This window comes from Enterobacter sp. MG-EB028, from assembly GCF_056673305.1.
Genome location: NZ_CP195079.1, coordinates 3,378,088 through 3,394,582 on the forward strand (window position 1 = coordinate 3,378,088; position 16,495 = coordinate 3,394,582).

A 16,495-nucleotide genomic window follows, 5' to 3' on the forward strand; every position below is an offset into this window, starting at 1 on the left:
AAAAAGAAAACGTTTGCGTAGGGATTTCCTTCCCGCGCGTAAATAAAAAAGGCGCTGAAAAAATGTTCAACGCCCCTCACCCTAACCCTCTCCCCAAGGGGAGAGGGGACGGTACGATGCAGTATGATACAAACGCGCTCGATGCGACTTTCACCCTCTCCCCTTTGGGGAGAGGGCCGGGGTGAGGGATAGATCTTATCAGTTCGCGCTGTAGCTCATCACCACACCGCTCAGCCCGGAGATCTGCTTCAGCTCGCCGAGCGACCCCTTCAGCTTGTCTTTCGACGCTTCCGGCCCCACGAGAATACGGGTAATTTTACCCTGCACCGGCGTGGAAGGTGAAGTGTAAACGCGATATCCCGCGCTGCGCAGTTTACCGACAACCTCGTTGACTTTATCGGCGTTTTTCAGCGCCCCCAGCTGCACAACGTAGGCTTTGCCGGTCGGGGCCGCGTCTTGCTTCGCCGGAGGTGGAGTTTCAGACGCTGCAGCCAGCTGCTCTGCCGCTTTATCCCGCTGTGGCTGTTGCTGTGGCTTCGGCTGCGGTTTCTCTACCGGCTTCGGTTTTTCAACAGGCTTAGGCTTCTCTACCGGTACCGGATCGATCTCGATGTTGTTATTCGCCGCCAGACGCGACGGATCGAGTGACGGTGCAGCGGCATCGCCCGCGCGGACTTCTTCCGCCGCCCCTTCAGGCGGCTGAGCAGGCAGCGCCTGCGTCGCCGCAGGCAGCATATCCGGTTCATCACGATCGCCCGGCTTCGGCACCAGCGGAATGGCTGCAAACTCGTCCTGATAATGTTTTTTCTGCCCGTCGAGCAGCCCGGGAAGAATAATTACCCCGAGCGCGACCAGCACAATGGTTCCTGTTAAACGGTTCTGAAACTTACTCGCCACCGGTTCTCCCCGCGTCCATCACTTCCATGACATGTGCCACCGTGTGGAAAGAGCCACACACCAGCACGGTATCTTCTGGTTTAGCCTCCGCCATCGCGGCATGCCAGGCCTGCGCCACGCTACTGTAGATTGCGCCTTTGCCGAGATGTTCCATCAGCTGCTCAGCGGTCGCGCCGCGCGGCCCCTCCAGAGGAGCACAATACCAGCTATCGACCACACTCTCCATGCAGGCCAGCGTCCCGCCGATATCTTTATCATGAAGCATACCGATAACCGCCAGCACGCGCCCGGTTTTTGGTAACGATTTGAGACGTCCTGCGAGATACGCCGCCGCATGCGGGTTGTGCGCCACGTCCAGGATCAGACGCGGTGACTCGCTGACGATCTGGAAACGCCCCGGCAGAATTGCGCTCTGAATACCGTCGCGGATAGCCTGCTCGCTGACCGCTAATCCGCTGGCGCGCAGTGCCGCCAGCGCGGTGGCCGCGTTCGGCTGTGGTACCTGCGGCAGCGGCAGGTTGTCCAGCGCACCCTGTGCATCGCTGAAGCGCCAGCCGTTGTCCTGTACCTCATACTGCCAGTCAACGCCGCGGCGCAGGAGCCGTGCGCCCTTCTCGTTTGCTACATCAGCGATGGTGTGCGGCATGTCCGGCTCGCCGACCACGGCGGGCTTATTTGCGCGGAATATACCGGCCTTTTCGCGGCCAATACTTTCACGGTCCGGGCCCAGCCAGTCAGTGTGATCCAGCGCGATGCTGGTGACCACCGCCACGTCCGCATCCACCATATTGGTTGCATCCAGACGCCCGCCCAGGCCAACTTCCAGAATTACCACGTCCAGCTGCGCCTGTTTAAACAGCCACAGCGCCGACAGGGTACCGTATTCGAAATAAGTTAATGAGGTTTCCCCGCGCGCCGCTTCGATAGCCGCGAACGACGCCGTATGGGCAGATTCCGCCAGCTCGCTGTTTTGCACGCGAACGCGCTCGGTGTAACGCACCAGATGCGGGGAGCTGTAGACGCCAACTTTGTAACCCGCCGCCATCAGAACAGATTCCAGCGTGCGGCAGGTGGTGCCTTTACCGTTAGTGCCGGCTACGGTAAACACGAAAGGCGCCGGTTTCAGCACGTCGAGACGCGCGGCAACCTGACTTACGCGATCAAGCCCCATATCGATTGTTTTACTGTGCAGGTTTTCCAGATAAGAAAGCCACGCGGCCAGGGGCGACGTGGCTTGGGGAATGCTTTTATTTTCCATAATGCCCGGTTGTCATTAACAGGTTATAAAGCAAAAGGGCAGCGCCATCTGGCCCTGCCCTTTTCAGTTATCAGGCCTCGGGTTCCTGATCCGGTACCACCACGCCTTCGCGCGGCTCATCCGGGTTCGGCGCTGGCAGATTCATCAGCTTCGCCAGAATGCTGGCCAGTTTCAGGCGCATTTCAGGGCGGCGGACGATCATGTCGATAGCGCCTTTCTCAATGAGGAACTCACTGCGCTGGAAGCCAGGCGGCAGCTTTTCACGAACGGTCTGCTCGATGACGCGAGGACCGGCAAAGCCGATCAGCGCTTTTGGCTCAGCGATGTTCAGGTCGCCCAGCATCGCGAAGCTTGCAGAGACGCCACCCATGGTTGGGTCAGTCAGCACGGAGATGTACGGCAGACCGCGCTCCTGCATTTTCGCCAGCGCTGCAGAGGTTTTCGCCATCTGCATCAAGGACATCAGCGCTTCCTGCATACGTGCACCGCCAGAGGCAGAGAAGCAGATCAGCGGGCAGTTGTCTTCCAGCGCCTGCTCAACGGCACGCACAAAGCGCGCGCCCACCACGGAGCCCATAGAGCCGCCCATAAAGGAGAACTCAAACGCAGCGGCAACAACCGGCATCTCATGCAGGGTGCCTTTCATGACGATCAGCGCGTCTTTCTCGCCGGTCTCTTTCTGTGCAGAGGCCAGACGATCTTTGTATTTTTTGGAATCGCGGAACTTGAGCACATCTTTTGGCTCCAGTTCACTGCCCAGTTCTACCAGAGAACCTTCGTCCAGCAGGCTATGCAGGCGGTTGCGCGCCGACATACGCATATGGTGGTCGCACTTCGGACACACCTCAAGATTGCGCTCCAGTTCTGCACGATACAGAACCTGGCCGCAGCTATCACACTTCGTCCATACCCCTTCAGGAATGCTCGCTTTGCGCGTCGGGGTAATGTTGCTTTTAATTCGTTCAATCCAGCTCATTGATAACCTTTCTGCCTGAACCTGGTCGTATGCCAGTTTTGCTATAAGAGGCGAATAATGCCATTTTTGCCTCCAACAGACCATGAATGTTGCACATTAAAACATAACAGCCCGAAACTTTGGATAAAAAAGTGGTCGAACCGCCAGTGTGCATTTACTTCGCTTGTTTTGCCGCCGCACGTTTGTGACGAATGATTTCGATAACGCCCGGCAGAACGGAAAGCACAATAATCGCTACAATCAGTAACTTAAGGTTTTCCTGAACCACCGGCAAATCGCCAAACAGGTACCCTGCATAGGTAAACAGTAGCACCCACAGCAGCGCGCCTGCGACGTTATACATTGCAAAATGACGATAGGACATATGCCCCATTCCCGCCACAAACGGTGCAAATGTGCGCACAATAGGCACAAAACGCGCAAGGATAATGGTTTTTCCACCATGACGTTCGTAGAAGGCATGAGTCTTGTCTAAATAGCTGCGGCGGAAAATTTTTGAATCAGGATTGCTGAACAAGCGCTCACCGAACACTCTGCCAATCGTATAGTTGACAGCATCCCCGACAATCGCGGCGATCACCATCAATACCACCATCAGATGCACGTTCAAATCATTGGTGGGCAACGCCGATAACGCGCCGGCTACAAACAGCAGCGAGTCGCCAGGCAGGAACGGCGTAACGACCAGCCCGGTTTCACAGAACAGAATGAGGAACAGAATGGCGTAAACCCAGACGCCGTACTGCGCCACCAGCTCCGCCAGGTGAACATCAATATGCAGAATGAAATCAATCAGAAAACGTATTACGTCCATATTGTCTAAGCCTTAATTGCACCTTTGTTTAGTCCGCTAAAAACAGCGGGCCCATTGGCGGTTTTGGCAGGTCAAACCGATCCGGATAGTCTACAGAGACCAGATACAGTCCTTCCGCTTTCGCCGTGGCTGCCGCAAGCGTTCTGTCCTTCGCTGCCAGCAGGTCTGCAATCCAGCTCTCCGGCTGGTGTCCGGCACCCACTTCCATCAGGCTGCCTACAATATTCCGCACCATATGATGTACAAAGGCATTGGCTTTGATATCCACCACCACATACGCGCCAAAACGACTGACGTTAATGTGCATGACGTTACGCCACGGCGTGCGGGACTGACACTGCACCGCACGAAACGACGTAAAGTCATTTTCACCAATCAGACACTGCGCCGCGCGATGCATGCGTTCTGCATCGAGCGGTTCATAAAAATGCGTCACGCCCTGGCTTAACACCGCCGGGCGCAGACGCTGGTTGTAAATGACATAACGATAGCGACGCGCCGTCGCGCTGAAGCGCGCGTGAAAATCATCCGGCACAGCTTTCACCCAACGCACCGCGATGTCACCAGGCAAATTCGCATTTACACCCAGCGTCCAGGCAGCATCCTTACGCACGGCGGTGGTTTCAAAGTGCACCACCTGCCCCGTGCCGTGAACACCCGCGTCCGTACGTCCCGCGCACAGGACGTTTATCGGCTCGTTTGCCACCTGAGAGAGCGCTTTCTCCAGCTTTTCCTGGACGCTGCGTACCTCATTCTGACGCTGCCAGCCATAATATTTACTGCCGTCGTACTCAATACCGAGGGCAATTTTATGAACCGGCTTCTGTTCCACGTCTGACATCAGTACAGATACTCCTGCACCAGCTTCTCGGCGATCTTGACCGCCATCAGCGCGCCGCCAAAGCGAACGTTATCCGCAACGGACCAGAACTGAACCTGCTCCGGCATACCGTAGTCGTTACGCACGCAGCCAACGGAGAGATGCGCGCTGCCGGTAGCGTCGCCCACCTGCGTCGGGAACTCGCTCTCTTCGGAAAGGACAATGTCTTCACCGCGGCCAAACGCATCGCGCGCTTCTTCTGCCGCGAGCGGGCGCAGCGCTTCAAAACCGACCATCTGCGCGTGGCCGTAGAAGACCGGCGACTGCACGACGCTGGCGGAAATCATCAGCCCCTCGTCCTGCAGAATTTTGCGCGCTTCGTCGACGAGACGGCGCTCTTCGCGCACGGAACCTTCACGATCCGGCAGCAGCGGCAGCATGTTGAACGCCAGCTGGCGACCGAAGAAATCGTCTTCGTCAATCGGGATGCCGTTCAGCAGCTTCGCGCTTTGCCCTGCCAGCGCGTCGACGGCCTTTTTGCCATTTGCCGAGGCGGACAGCAGGCTGGTCACGGTGATACGCGACAGGCCGCCGTCGTCAATCAGCGGCTTCAGCGCGGTCAGCAGCTGGCTGGTCAGACTGTTCGGGACCGCGATGATATTGCGGTTACGGTAGTCAGCCAGCACAAACGGGTTGACGTCCGGGACCACCAGCGGCACGTCCGGCTCCAGGGAGAAGAGACCGCTCAGGTCGATCGCCAGACAGCCCGAATTGGTCGCATCTTCGATGTAAGACGCCGTCGCCTCAGCCCCCGCGGCAAAAAACGCCAGCTGCGCCTGAGTCCAGTCAAACTCTGCCGCGTCCTGAACCATGACGGATTTACCGCCAAAACGCAGATGCTCGCCCGCGCTGTCGGTGCGCGCCAGAGCATAAATTTCTCCCACCGGGAACTGACGCTCAGCAAGGGTTTCGAGCAGGGCTTCACCCACGGCACCCGTGGCACCTAAAATGGCAATGTTCCAGCCTTCAGACATGGTGGTTTACTCCAGAAATAAAAAAGCGTCCCTGTCGGCGTATCCGACAGGGAGCATTAAGAAGACATTAATGCGCCGGGTGATGAACGGCATTAAAACCCAGTTTCTTGAGCAGCGCCGCAGCCGTTGCGTCGTCGCACATCACATACAGGGAAGACCACTCGCGGCGCTCAACGTAGTTCTTGCGCAGCTTGTCAAATTCACCCGGGATCCCCGCCACCTTACGCAGCAGCGCGTCATCGCGGCGCACATCATACACTAAATGCACCAGCCTTTTCAGCGTTGCCTGATCGAGGGGACCGTGCAGCGTAATGCGGCCAAATTCAGGCGCGGGGAGTAAGGTATCCAGCGCTACCTGCTGCGGATGACCAATAAAGGCGCTATAGGCTTCAAACACCTGCGTCGTGCCGCGCGCTTTGCCTTCAAGCGTATATCCCGCGATATGCGCAGTGGCTACGTCAACCTTATTCAGCAGTTCAACGTTGAGATCCGGCTCCGGCTCCCAGACATCCAGCACCACGCTGAGGTCTTGCCCTTCATCCAGACATTTCAGCAGCGCGGCATTATCCACCACCGGGCCACGGCAGGCATTTATCAGAATTGTGCCAGCCTTCAGGCGACGAATCAGCGCCTCATCAGCCAGGTGCAGGGACTTATACGGCCCCTCTTTAAACAGCGGCGTGTGGAACGTCAGCACATCGCACTGCTCTACCAGCTCATCCAGCGCGCGGAAATCCTCGTCGTCGCCGTTGTCTTTACGCGGCGGATCGCACAGCAGCGTGCGGATCCCTAACGCTTCAAGGCGCTTTTGCAGGCGCCCGCCGACGTTACCCACGCCGACAATCCCCACGGTGCGGTCTTTCAACGCAAAACCGTCGCGCTCGGCGAGCATCAGCAGCGAGGAGAAAACGTATTCCACGACGGCAATGGCGTTACAGCCCGGCGCGGCGGAAAAACCGATTCCCGCCTGCTTCAACCATCGATCGTCCACATGATCGGTCCCTGCCGTTGCGGTTCCGACAAACTTGATCGCTTTACCGGCAAGCAACGCCTCATTTACTTTAGTCACCGAGCGCACCATCAGCGCGTCTGCGTCATCCAGTTCGTTGACCGGGATTGGGCGACCGGGGACAGCCTTAACGTCGCCGAGACGGCTAAACAGCTCGCGGGCGTAAGGCATATTTTCATCAACGAGGATTTTCACGTCTGAGTACCTGTTTGAGAGGAAGAAAACCTGCCAAGTGTGCCATAATCTGGCCGCCAGGCATATACGTATACCTGGTTTACGCTGAGTTTTGACTTTAAGGATTTTTGACGATGCAGCCCATTTCAGGTACGCCGCCACGCCCTCCGGGTGAAGGCCCTGTCACGCCAAACGTTGCCGGTGAACAGCCGCTATCCACGCAACAGCGCACCGTGCTGGAGCGACTGATCACGCGCCTGATTGCGCTGACTTCACAACAAAATGCGGAAGTCTGGGCCGGGGTAAAGCATGACTTAGGCGTGAGGAACGACGCACCGCTGCAGTCGCGTCATTTCCCTGCCGCTGAGCAAAATCTCAACCAGCGTATTACGACTGCGCAGCAAAACCACACCACGCGTCAGATTGTCACACAGCTGACCGAACTGCTGGGCCAGGGAAATAATCGTCAGGCTGTCAGTGACTTTATCCGTCAGCAGTATGGCCAGACCGCCCTGAGCCAGCTTACGCCAGACCAGCTTAAAACCGTGCTGACGTTGTTGCAGAACAATCAGTTGTCTATTCCGCAGCCTCAGGTGCGCCCGTCAACCGAGCGCCCGCTGCAGCCTGCCGAGCACAATACGCTGAACCAGATGGTAACCAAACTGGCTGCCGCTACCGGCGAGTCGACGAAGCTTATCTGGCAATCCATGCTTGAACTGTCCGGCGTGAAGGCGGGTGAGCTGATACCGGCCAGGCAGTTTACCCATCTGGTGACCTGGCTTCAGGCGCGCCAGACGCTCAGCACCCAGAGTGCCCCTACCCTGCATACCGTTCAGGCGGCGCTTAAACAGCCGCTGGAGCCGCACGAGTTCGAGGTGATTCGGGATTACGCCCAGCAGAACTGGCAGGCCACGCCGCAAACGGTGCTGACCACCGCGCAGGTGCAGGATCTGCTCAATCAAATCTTCGTTCGCCGCGCCGAGCGGGAAGGCGGCGTGCCGGAGGTAAGAAACGTTCAGCCGATCTACAGCCCGCTGTTTGCCCCCGTTGTGGAGACGTTCAGAACGCTCTCTGCCCGTCCGGGATTAATGTTTATTGCGTTATTGATTGCGCTGGCGATTTTCTGGCTGGTTGCCTGAGGATTTGCCCGGTGGCGCTACGCTTACCGGGCCTACAACGGCTCGAACCGTAGGCCGGGTAAGGCGCAGCCGCCACCCGGCGACAACAGTTAATTTCTGCGAAACGCCATCAGCGTCACCACGATCCCCACCACCGCAGAAACCGCGCCGGCCAGGAAGACGGACGGGTAGCCAAACGAGGTGGCTAACAGCCCGGCCAGCGGCCCGGTTACGCCGTATGAGATATCCTGAAACGCCGCGTAGCCGCCCAGCGCCGTACCGCGTACCTGCGGCGCCACGCGCTTCACCACCTCAACGCCCAGCGCCGGGAAGATCAGCGAACAGCCGCAGCCGGTGAGCGCGGCACCAAGCAGCGCAACGGAGGCGACCGGCGCCTGCCAGAGCAGCACCAGCCCAATGGTTTCAATCACCAGCGACGCCACCGCCACCTTCACGCCGCCAAAGCGATCCGGCATCCAGCCGAACAGGACGCGCATCAGGACAAACGCGCCGCCAAAGGCAGTCAGCGTAAAGCCCGCCATCGCCCAGCCGCGGCTCATGAAATAGAGGGAAACGAAGGTACCAATCACCGCGAAGCCTACTCCCTGAAGCGCCAGCCCGAGCCCTGGCTGCCAGATTTGCCCCACCACACTCCACAGCGAAGGACGTTCGCCTTTATGGGCGGGCACCTTGCGTACCGAACCGTTAAAAACCCACGCCAGCAGCGGTAATACCATGGTGGTTGCTGCCAGTACCGCAAAACCAAACTGGCTGTGGATCAGCAAACCCAGCGGCGCGCCTGCAGCCAGTGCGCCATAAATCGCCATCCCGTTCCAGGACATCACTTTGCCGGAGCGCGCAGGCCCCACCAGCCCCATGCCCCAGGTCAGTGTGCCGGTCAGCAGTTGGCTTTCACCGAAGCCAAGGATTAAGCGCCCCGCCACCAGCAGCGCAAATTTATACGCGGCATCGACCGGCAGGAGAGCGGCCAGCAGCCACGCGCCGCCCGCCAGCCCGCAAGCGAACATCCCCTGCAACGCCGAGCGTTTTGCACCGTGCTGATCGGCCAGCCGTCCTGCGTAGCCGCGGGTTAATACCGTGGCTAAAAACTGAATGCCCACGGCAATGCCGACCATGGTGTTGCCATAGCCGAGTTCCTGATGAACGAACAGCGGGATCACCGGCAGCGGCAGGCCAACGGTCATATAGGTCAGAAATACCGCAAAGGCGATACGGAAAAGAGAAAGGTTCCCGGAAGGAGTGCCCTTCTCGGGGGTAACAGCCTTCATGCATAACTCCGTGTTCAGGCATAAAAAAAGGAGCCTTCCGGCTCCCTTCTATTATACATTCAAACGCTTATGCTTTCAGCTTGCGCATAACCAGCGTGGCGTTGGTGCCGCCGAAACCGAAGCTGTTGGACATGACGGTGGTCAGCGTCGCTTCCGTTGGTTTGGTCACGATGTTCAGGCCAGCCGCCTGCTCGTCCATCTCTTCGATGTTGATGCTTGGAGCGATAAAGCCGTTTTCCAGCATCAGCAGAGAGTAGATCGCTTCCTGCACGCCTGCCGCACCCAGAGAGTGACCGGTCATAGCTTTGGTTGCAGAGATAGCCGGGCTGTTGTCGCCGAACACTTCACGGATTGCGCCCAGCTCTTTCACGTCGCCTACCGGAGTAGAGGTACCGTGGGAGTTCAGGTAGTCGATTGGGGTATCAACGCCGTGCATCGCCATCTTCATGCAGCGCACCGCGCCTTCGCCGGATGGCGCAACCATGTCGGCGCCGTCAGACGTTGCACCGTAGCCCACGATTTCAGCGTAGATGTGCGCGCCGCGCGCCAGGGCATGCTCCAGCTCTTCAACCACAACCATACCGCCGCCGCCCGCGATGACGAAACCGTCACGGTGCGCGTCATAGGTACGGGAGGCTTTGTCTGGGGTTTCATTGTACTTGGTGGACAGTGCGCCCATCGCGTCGAACTCACAGGCCATTTCCCAGCCCAGCTCTTCGCCGCCGCCGGCAAATACAATGTCCTGTTTACCCAGTTGGATCTGCTCAACAGCATTACCGATACAGTGCGCGGAAGTCGCACACGCGGAACTGATGGAGTAGTTCACACCGTGGATTTTGAACGGGGTCGCCAGGCACGCGGAAACCGCAGAACCCATGGCTTTAGTCACCACATACGGACCTACCGCTTTCAGACCACGCGGGCTGCGCATAGCATCAGCACCGAATACCTGCGCTTTTGATGAGCCGCCGGAACCAGCAATCAGGCCCACGCGCGGGTTGTTCTGATAAACCTCTTCACTCAGGCCAGAATCTTTGATCGCTTCCTGCATGGAGAGATAAGCATAAATAGAGGCATCGTTCATGAAACGAACCACTTTACGGTCAATCAAACCGGTGGTGTCCAGTTTGACGTTACCCCATACGTGGCTACGCATACCTGAATCTTTAAACTCTTCAGAGAAAGTGATCCCGGAGCGTCCTTCACGCAGAGATGCCAGGACTTCCTGCTGGTTATTACCGATGCTGGAAACAATGCCCAGGCCAGTAATCACTGCACGTTTCATTCAATACCTCTGTAAGTCGCACTATAAAAAGTTTCGAGTCGCACAATAGCGTACACTTGTACGCCGAACAAGTCCGATCAGACATTTTCTGCGGAAATTTGCACCGATGGACTCACATCGTTAAGATCGTGCCACTGCCTGTCAGACGAGTAACTTACGTGAAACAAAACGCTATACAACCCGCCAACCTCGAATTTAACGCTGAGGGTACACCTGTTTCCCGAGATTTTGATGACGTCTATTTTTCTAATGATAACGGACTCGAAGAAACGCGCTATGTTTTCCTCGACGGAAACCAGCTCAGCACCCGCTTCCCGGTGCACCCGCGGAGCCTGTTTGTGGTCGCGGAAAGCGGATTCGGCACCGGGCTGAATTTTTTAACCCTCTGGCAGGCGTTTGATCAGTTTCACGCTGCACACCCTGAGGCTACGCTACAAAGATTACATTTCGTCAGTTTTGAAAAATTCCCGCTCACTTTGCATGATTTGCAGCTCGCACATCAGCACTGGCCGGAGCTGGCAACCTGGGCAGAACAGCTTCAGGCGCAATGGCCACCGGCCGTGGGTGGGTGCCATCGTCTGATTCTGGACGGTGGACGCGTCACCCTAGATTTATGGCTGGGCGACATTAACGAGCTTACCGATAAGCTCGACGATTCGATGAATCAGAAAGTGGACGCCTGGTTCCTGGACGGTTTTGCCCCTGCCAAAAACCCGGACATGTGGAGCCAGCATCTGTTTACCGCGATGGCGCGTCTGGCCCGCCCGGGCGCTACGCTCGCCACCTTTACCTCGGCAGGTTTTGTCCGCCGCGGATTGCAGGAGGCGGGCTTTACCATGCAGAAGACCAAAGGCTTTGGCCGCAAGCGCGACATGCTGGTCGGCAGGATGGACCAGACGCTGGACATTCCCGCTCAGGCGCCCTGGTTTGCGCGCAGCGCCAGCGCATCGCGCGAAGTGGCGATCGTTGGCGGAGGGATCGCCAGCGCCCTGCTCTCTCTCGCACTGCTGCACCGGGGCTGGCAGGTGACGCTCTACTGTGCTGACGAAGCGCCCGCCAGCGGCGCGTCCGGTAACCGCCAGGGGGCACTCTACCCGCTTTTAAGCGCGCACGACCCGGCCCTGTTCCAGTTTTTCCCCGCGGCCTTTACCTTCGCCCGTCGCCTGTACGACGCGCTGCCGGTAGCATTTGACCATGACTGGTGCGGCGTGACGCAGCTCGGCTGGGATGAGAAGAGCCAGCAAAAAATCGCGCAGATGCTGTCGCTGGGTCTGCCGGAGGAGATTGCCCGCGCGGTCAGTGCGCAAGAGGTGGGAGACGCCGCTGGCGTGGTCACCGGCTGTGGCGGCATTCAATATCCGCTCGGCGGCTGGCTGTGCCCGGCTGAACTGACCGCGGCGGCAATGACCCTTGCGCAGTCACGCGGGATGACGGTGCATTATGCTCATAAGGTTGAATCGCTTAGCCGAAGAGAACACTGGAATCTGCGTTTTGCTGATGGCAAAGAGGCACAGCATGCCAGCGTGGTGCTGGCAAACGGGCACCACATTAGCCTGTTTATCCAGACGGAGACGTTGCCGGTCTATCCGGTCGGCGGCCAGGTGAGCCATATCCCGACCGCGCCCGAACTGAGCAAGCTTCGTCAGGTACTGTGCTATGACGGCTATCTGACGCCGCAAAATCCGTCTAATGGTCATCACTGCATCGGCGCCAGCTATCATCGTGGCGAAACGGATATGCACTACAGCGACGAGGATCAGCAGCAAAACCGTCAGCGCCTGATTGACTGCTTCCCGGATGCAGCGTGGGCGAAGGAGGTTGACGTCAGCGAGGGTGAAGCGCGCTGCGGCGTGCGCTGTGCCACACGCGATCATCTGCCGATGGCGGGAAACGTGCCGGACTACGACGCTACGCTTGAGGCCTATCAGGATCTTGCTGATAACCGGGATAAAGCGGTAAGCGCGCCGGTTTATCCGGAGCTGTATATGCTGGGTGGATTAGGGTCTCGCGGGCTATGTTCCGCACCGCTGCTGGCTGAAGTGTTAGCCGCGCAAATGAGCGATGAGCCGGTTCCGCTGGACAGAATCACGCTTGCGGGACTCAACCCAAATCGACTGTGGGTACGGAAACTGCTGAAGGGGAAGAAGGTTAAGTAGGGTGCGGTCGAATCCCCTCACCCTGACCCTCTCCCCAAGGGGAGAGGGAAGAGCAGGCGGCGGCTTAGCGTTTAGCCTGCTGGAACAAATTGTCCCACATGCCCAGCACCAGAGACTGGTCGCGCGGAGAGAGCTCCCCGGCGAGAATGGCTTTTTCCAGGCTGCGAGTGACTTCAGCGTGAACGGCGTCGGCAGAGTGATCGTCACCCGCTTCCAGCTCAGCTACCGCCAGCGTCAGGTGACCACGCAGATAACCGCTGGCGAACAGCTCATCGTCACTGGCGTGTTCCACCATGTCATCAATTAACGCCAGAATGCGTGATTCAAATTCTGCGATCATCTTCTTTCCTCTGTTAAAGATCTTCCGGCCAAGGGAAGCATTCCGCCGTGATAACCGGCGTGTGGTAATAATTCTGTAAGGCCTCGATGAGGCGTGCCGGACGCTCCGGGATGCCTTTCTCAAGATACTCCATCACCTGCGCGTGAACGCGGCGCTGGAAGACGATACGGTCTGGCTCGAAGTCGCCTTCGAGATTGTCACAGCTCACGTTGAACGGGAAGCCTGCCGCCACGCAGAACAGCCATTCCAGCGCCTGCGGCTTCACTTCCACGTCTTCAAACTGGCCCTGTGTCGCAGCATCGCGCCCGTCCGGGCAGTACCAGTAACCGAAGTCCACCAGCTCGCGACGCGCTTTCCCCGCGATGCACCAGTGCGAAATCTCGTGCAAGCCGCTGGCGTAAAAGCCGTGGGCAAAGACGATGCGGTTATACGGAACCTCTGCATCAGCAGGAAGATAGATCGGTTCGTCGTCGCCTTTAATCAGACGGGTATTAAAATCATCAGCAAAACAGCCGTTAAAGATCTCAATCAGCTGTTCGTATTTATGCGTACTGTTCATTAGTGCATCCCCAACCAGGTGAGGATCTCCTGTCCATGGCTGTCATAAAGAAGTTTGGCGCTCATCACTGCCGAAACGATAACAATCATCGGGCGGATCAGCTTTTGCCCTTTGCTTAATACCAGGCGCGAGCCCGCGCGCGCGCCCAAAAACTGCCCTGCCATCATCACAAAGCCGGTTGCCCAGATAACCTTGCCGCCGATGATAAACAGCAGCAGACCGCCGACGTTTGAGGTCGCGTTAAGCACCTTGGCGTGAGCGGTAGATTTGGCGAGGTTAAACCCGGCCAGCGTCACGAAAGCCAGCGCGTAAAATGAACCGGCACCCGGGCCAAAGAAACCGTCGTAAAAACCGACGCAGCCACCGGCAATCAGCGCAAACGGCAGGCCGTGCAGACGACGCTGCCTGTCTTCTTCACCGAGCTTCGGCATCAGTAAGAAATACAGGCCAATGCAGATAACCAGAACCGGCAGGATCTGGCGCAAAATATCGGACTGCACGTGCTGCACCAGCAGCGCGCCCGACGTGGAGCCGATAAAGGTCATCAGGATATTGAGCTTCTGATCGGCCAGGCTCACTACCTTACGGCGGATAAAATAGAGCGACGCGGAGAGCGAGCCGCCGCAGGCCTGAAGCTTGTTGGTGGCAAGCGCCTGTGCCGGGCTCATGCCTGCCGCCAGCAGCGCGGGCACGGTTAACAGCCCGCCGCCGCCCGCGAGCGCATCGATAAAACCGGCCAGCATGGCCACGAAGAACAGCACCACCAGCAGCAGCGGTGACACCATAAACAGATCGACGAAATTATCCATTAAAGTACATGCTCATCCAGTAGCGCCTGGCAGGAAGGCGGCAACGGAGGCGGTGTCTTCTTCTCAGGCTTAGAGGTTCCAGGTTTTGCTGGCTCAAACCAGCTTTGCAGTTCCGCACCACAGCCATCGCCTGGCGGAGGTAAGGGCTGATCTTCACATTCCAGGCTGTTCGCCGGGCAGCGCAGACGAACGTGCATATGCGCACGATGCTGGAACCACGGGCGCACTTTGCGCAGCCAGTCGCGATCGGTTCCGGCATCCAGACAGAGCTGCTGCTTGATGGCAGGGTTGACGAAAATCCGTGTAACGTCGTTATCTTCTGCCGCCAGCTTGATCATGCTGGAAATCTCCGGTGACCATCGGGAAGCAACGACCCGTTTGCCGTCGCCCGACACCAGATCCAGCGCCTGCGGTTTCAGCAGTTGCGCAGACGTCCAGCGCGTTTTCGGCAGCTGCAGGAAGATATCGACATCCAGTCCGGTCTGGTGGCTGGCGTGCCCACCGTTAAAACGGCCACCGGCAGGCATCCCCATGTCGCCAATCAGCATCGTCCCCAGCCCCAGGTTATGCACCTGGTTCCCCAGTCGCTGAATGAACAGCACCAGGTCAGGGTGGCCGAAGTAACGACGCTGATCGGTACGCATCACCTGATACGTATCCGATTGCAGCGGCAGCTCCTGCGCGCCCACGATACAGCCGTTAGAGAAGGCGCCGATGGACTGCGCGCTTCCCGCCACCGGATGGGTGATTTTTTGCCACGGCGTGGCGGCCAGACTGGCTCCACTGGCGAGCAGCGCCAGCAGAGCAATTGCGGTTTTTTTCATGTTTACCAGCGTGGAATGGTGGTCGTCACGTCCGCATTTTGCGCGCGCTGGCGCAGGAAGTGATCCATCAGCACGATCGCCAGCATCGCTTCCGCGATCGGCACCGCGCGGATCCCCACGCACGGATCGTGACGTCCTTTGGTGATCATCTCAACTTCTTCGCCTGAGCGGTTAATCGTGTGGCCCGGCACGGTGATGCTGGAGGTCGGCTTCAGCGCGATGTTGGCAATAATCTGCTGCCCGCTGCTGATCCCGCCGAGAATGCCGCCCGCATGGTTGCTCTGGAAGCCCGCCTTCGTGATTTCGTCGCGGTTCTGGCTGCCGCGAAGCGCCACCACGTCGAAGCCGTCGCCAATCTCAACGCCCTTCACCGCGTTGATGCTCATCAGCGCGTGGGCGATGTCAGCGTCGAGACGGTCAAATACCGGCTCGCCCCAGCCCGCCGGAACGCCGTCAGCCACCACGGTGACTTTCGCACCGATGGAGTCCCCCTCTTTTTTAAGGCCGCGCATCAGTTCGTCCAGCGCTTCAAGCTTGTCTGCATCGGCGCAGAAGAACGGATTCTGCTCGACCTGATCCCAGTCTTTGATCGCCAGTGGAATGTCGCCCATCTGGGTCAGACAGCCGCGGATAACGATGCCAAATTTCTGCTGCAGGTATTTTTTGGCAATCGCCCCTGCCGCCACGCGCATCGCGGTTTCACGCGCGGAAGAGCGTCCGCCACCGCGATAGTCGCGGAAGCCGTACTTTTGTTCGTAGGTGTAGTCGGCGTGGCCCGGACGGAAGACGTCTTTAATCGCGCCGTAGTCCTGAGAACGCTGATCGGTGTTTTCAATCAGCAGACCGATGCTGGTCCCGGTGGTGCGGCCTTCAAAGACGCCAGAGAGAATTTTGACCTGGTCCGGCTCGCGACGCTGCGTGGTGTAGCGAGAGGTGCCCGGACGACGGCGGTCAAGGTCGTGCTGTAAATCGGCTTCGGTCAGTTCGATGCCTGGCGGTACGCCATCAACGATACAGCCCAGCGCCAGCCCGTGCGACTCGCCAAAGGTGGTCACGCGGAATAACTGTCCAATACTGTTTCCTGCCATCACGGCTCCGATGTTGTTGTTTGTGTTTGAGCGTTGTGAAACGGG

16 protein-coding genes are annotated in these 16,495 nt (G+C 58.3%); 2 read left to right on the plus strand and 14 right to left on the minus strand.

Translation table 11 applies throughout. The features are described 5' to 3' along the window. Nucleotides 1-198: 198 nt before the first annotated feature. From dedD to pdxB, 7 genes are all read right to left on the minus strand, one after another. The gene (gene dedD / locus ACR42C_RS15975) at nucleotides 199-897 is read right to left on the minus strand and encodes a cell division protein DedD (RefSeq protein ID WP_163330278.1); all 699 of its coding nucleotides are present in this window, start codon (nucleotides 895-897) and stop codon (nucleotides 199-201) included. Beyond that, nucleotides 887-2,155: a bifunctional tetrahydrofolate synthase/dihydrofolate synthase gene (gene folC, locus ACR42C_RS15980; protein WP_116338524.1), complete on the minus strand. Its 1,269-nt coding sequence runs from the start codon at nucleotides 2,153-2,155 to the stop codon at nucleotides 887-889. Before folC ends, dedD begins: the two co-directional genes overlap by 11 nt. 70 nt (nucleotides 2,156-2,225) lie before the next feature. Continuing rightward, the gene (gene accD / locus ACR42C_RS15985) at nucleotides 2,226-3,131 is read right to left on the minus strand and encodes an acetyl-CoA carboxylase, carboxyltransferase subunit beta (protein WP_003861408.1); all 906 of its coding nucleotides are present in this window, start codon (nucleotides 3,129-3,131) and stop codon (nucleotides 2,226-2,228) included. Nucleotides 3,132-3,285: 154 nt separating this feature from the next. Then, on the minus strand, nucleotides 3,286-3,945 hold the full coding sequence (locus tag ACR42C_RS15990; protein ID WP_116338522.1) for a DedA family protein: 660 nt from the start codon (nucleotides 3,943-3,945) through the stop codon (nucleotides 3,286-3,288). Nucleotides 3,946-3,973: 28 nt separating this feature from the next. Continuing rightward, the gene (truA, locus tag ACR42C_RS15995) at nucleotides 3,974-4,786 is read right to left on the minus strand and encodes a tRNA pseudouridine(38-40) synthase TruA (RefSeq protein WP_008502600.1); all 813 of its coding nucleotides are present in this window, start codon (nucleotides 4,784-4,786) and stop codon (nucleotides 3,974-3,976) included. Next, nucleotides 4,786-5,799 (minus strand): aspartate-semialdehyde dehydrogenase, encoded by a 1,014-nt coding sequence (locus ACR42C_RS16000; protein WP_233002547.1) that lies wholly within the window; start codon nucleotides 5,797-5,799, stop codon nucleotides 4,786-4,788. Before ACR42C_RS16000 ends, truA begins: the two co-directional genes overlap by 1 nt. A gap of 67 nt (nucleotides 5,800-5,866) precedes the next feature. Further along, complete coding sequence (pdxB, locus tag ACR42C_RS16005; protein WP_192983218.1) at nucleotides 5,867-7,003, minus strand: 4-phosphoerythronate dehydrogenase PdxB; 1,137 nt, start codon at nucleotides 7,001-7,003, stop codon at nucleotides 5,867-5,869. Nucleotides 7,004-7,116: 113 nt separating this feature from the next. Between pdxB and flk the strand changes: the two genes are divergently transcribed. Beyond that, entirely contained in the window at nucleotides 7,117-8,121 is a 1,005-nt protein-coding gene (gene flk, locus ACR42C_RS16010) for a flagella biosynthesis regulator Flk (RefSeq protein ID WP_116338516.1), read from the plus strand. A gap of 89 nt (nucleotides 8,122-8,210) precedes the next feature. Here flk and ACR42C_RS16015 read toward each other — a convergent pair whose 3' ends face one another. Together ACR42C_RS16015 and fabB are read right to left on the minus strand one after the other, a co-directional pair. Beyond that, on the minus strand, nucleotides 8,211-9,389 hold the full coding sequence (locus ACR42C_RS16015; protein WP_116338514.1) for an MFS transporter: 1,179 nt from the start codon (nucleotides 9,387-9,389) through the stop codon (nucleotides 8,211-8,213). Nucleotides 9,390-9,456: 67 nt separating this feature from the next. Next, nucleotides 9,457-10,674 (minus strand): beta-ketoacyl-ACP synthase I, encoded by a 1,218-nt coding sequence (gene fabB, locus ACR42C_RS16020; protein WP_014832795.1) that lies wholly within the window; start codon nucleotides 10,672-10,674, stop codon nucleotides 9,457-9,459. Between the two features lie 158 nt (nucleotides 10,675-10,832). Between fabB and mnmC the strand changes: the two genes are divergently transcribed. Then, the gene (gene mnmC, locus ACR42C_RS16025; protein ID WP_479984317.1) at nucleotides 10,833-12,830 is read left to right on the plus strand and encodes a bifunctional tRNA (5-methylaminomethyl-2-thiouridine)(34)-methyltransferase MnmC2/FAD-dependent 5-carboxymethylaminomethyl-2-thiouridine(34) oxidoreductase MnmC1; all 1,998 of its coding nucleotides are present in this window, start codon (nucleotides 10,833-10,835) and stop codon (nucleotides 12,828-12,830) included. A gap of 64 nt (nucleotides 12,831-12,894) precedes the next feature. Here mnmC and ACR42C_RS16030 read toward each other — a convergent pair whose 3' ends face one another. The 5 genes from ACR42C_RS16030 to aroC are packed head-to-tail and all read right to left on the minus strand — an operon-like array spanning nucleotide 12,895 to nucleotide 16,450. Next, entirely contained in the window at nucleotides 12,895-13,170 is a 276-nt protein-coding gene (locus ACR42C_RS16030) for a YfcL family protein (RefSeq protein WP_028013966.1), read from the minus strand. Between the two features lie 13 nt (nucleotides 13,171-13,183). Further along, a complete protein-coding gene (locus ACR42C_RS16035) occupies nucleotides 13,184-13,729 on the minus strand; it encodes an elongation factor P hydroxylase (RefSeq protein ID WP_192983222.1) in 546 nt (181 codons plus the stop codon). Further along, a complete protein-coding gene (locus tag ACR42C_RS16040) occupies nucleotides 13,729-14,538 on the minus strand; it encodes a sulfite exporter TauE/SafE family protein (RefSeq protein ID WP_008502609.1) in 810 nt (269 codons plus the stop codon). Before ACR42C_RS16040 ends, ACR42C_RS16035 begins: the two co-directional genes overlap by 1 nt. After that, a complete protein-coding gene (gene mepA, locus ACR42C_RS16045) occupies nucleotides 14,538-15,362 on the minus strand; it encodes a penicillin-insensitive murein endopeptidase (protein ID WP_166711890.1) in 825 nt (274 codons plus the stop codon). The genes ACR42C_RS16040 and mepA overlap by 1 nt, the downstream gene beginning before the upstream one ends. Nucleotides 15,363-15,364: 2 nt before the next feature. Beyond that, nucleotides 15,365-16,450: a chorismate synthase gene (gene aroC, locus ACR42C_RS16050; protein WP_116338504.1), complete on the minus strand. Its 1,086-nt coding sequence runs from the start codon at nucleotides 16,448-16,450 to the stop codon at nucleotides 15,365-15,367. Nucleotides 16,451-16,495: the final 45 nt, after the last annotated feature.

Bases quoted from the DNA above. Each gene is read 5' to 3' on its own strand.
- mepA (WP_166711890.1), bottom strand. From the start codon at position 15,362: ATGAAAAAAACCGCAATTGCTCTGCTGGCGCTGCTCGCCAGTGGAGCC.
- ACR42C_RS16015 (WP_116338514.1), bottom strand. From the start codon at position 9,389: ATGAAGGCTGTTACCCCCGAGAAGGGCACTCCTTCCGGGAACCTTTCT.
- fabB (WP_014832795.1), bottom strand. From the start codon at position 10,674: ATGAAACGTGCAGTGATTACTGGCCTGGGCATTGTTTCCAGCATCGGT.
- aroC (WP_116338504.1), bottom strand. From the start codon at position 16,450: ATGGCAGGAAACAGTATTGGACAGTTATTCCGCGTGACCACCTTTGGC.
- ACR42C_RS16030 (WP_028013966.1), bottom strand. From the start codon at position 13,170: ATGATCGCAGAATTTGAATCACGCATTCTGGCGTTAATTGATGACATG.
- ACR42C_RS16040 (WP_008502609.1), bottom strand. From the start codon at position 14,538: ATGGATAATTTCGTCGATCTGTTTATGGTGTCACCGCTGCTGCTGGTG.
- folC (WP_116338524.1), bottom strand. From the start codon at position 2,155: ATGGAAAATAAAAGCATTCCCCAAGCCACGTCGCCCCTGGCCGCGTGG.
- truA (WP_008502600.1), bottom strand. From the start codon at position 4,786: ATGTCAGACGTGGAACAGAAGCCGGTTCATAAAATTGCCCTCGGTATT.
- accD (WP_003861408.1), bottom strand. From the start codon at position 3,131: ATGAGCTGGATTGAACGAATTAAAAGCAACATTACCCCGACGCGCAAA.
- ACR42C_RS15990 (WP_116338522.1), bottom strand. From the start codon at position 3,945: ATGGACGTAATACGTTTTCTGATTGATTTCATTCTGCATATTGATGTT.
- flk (WP_116338516.1), top strand. From the start codon at position 7,117: ATGCAGCCCATTTCAGGTACGCCGCCACGCCCTCCGGGTGAAGGCCCT.
- ACR42C_RS16000 (WP_233002547.1), bottom strand. From the start codon at position 5,799: ATGTCTGAAGGCTGGAACATTGCCATTTTAGGTGCCACGGGTGCCGTG.
- ACR42C_RS16035 (WP_192983222.1), bottom strand. From the start codon at position 13,729: ATGAACAGTACGCATAAATACGAACAGCTGATTGAGATCTTTAACGGC.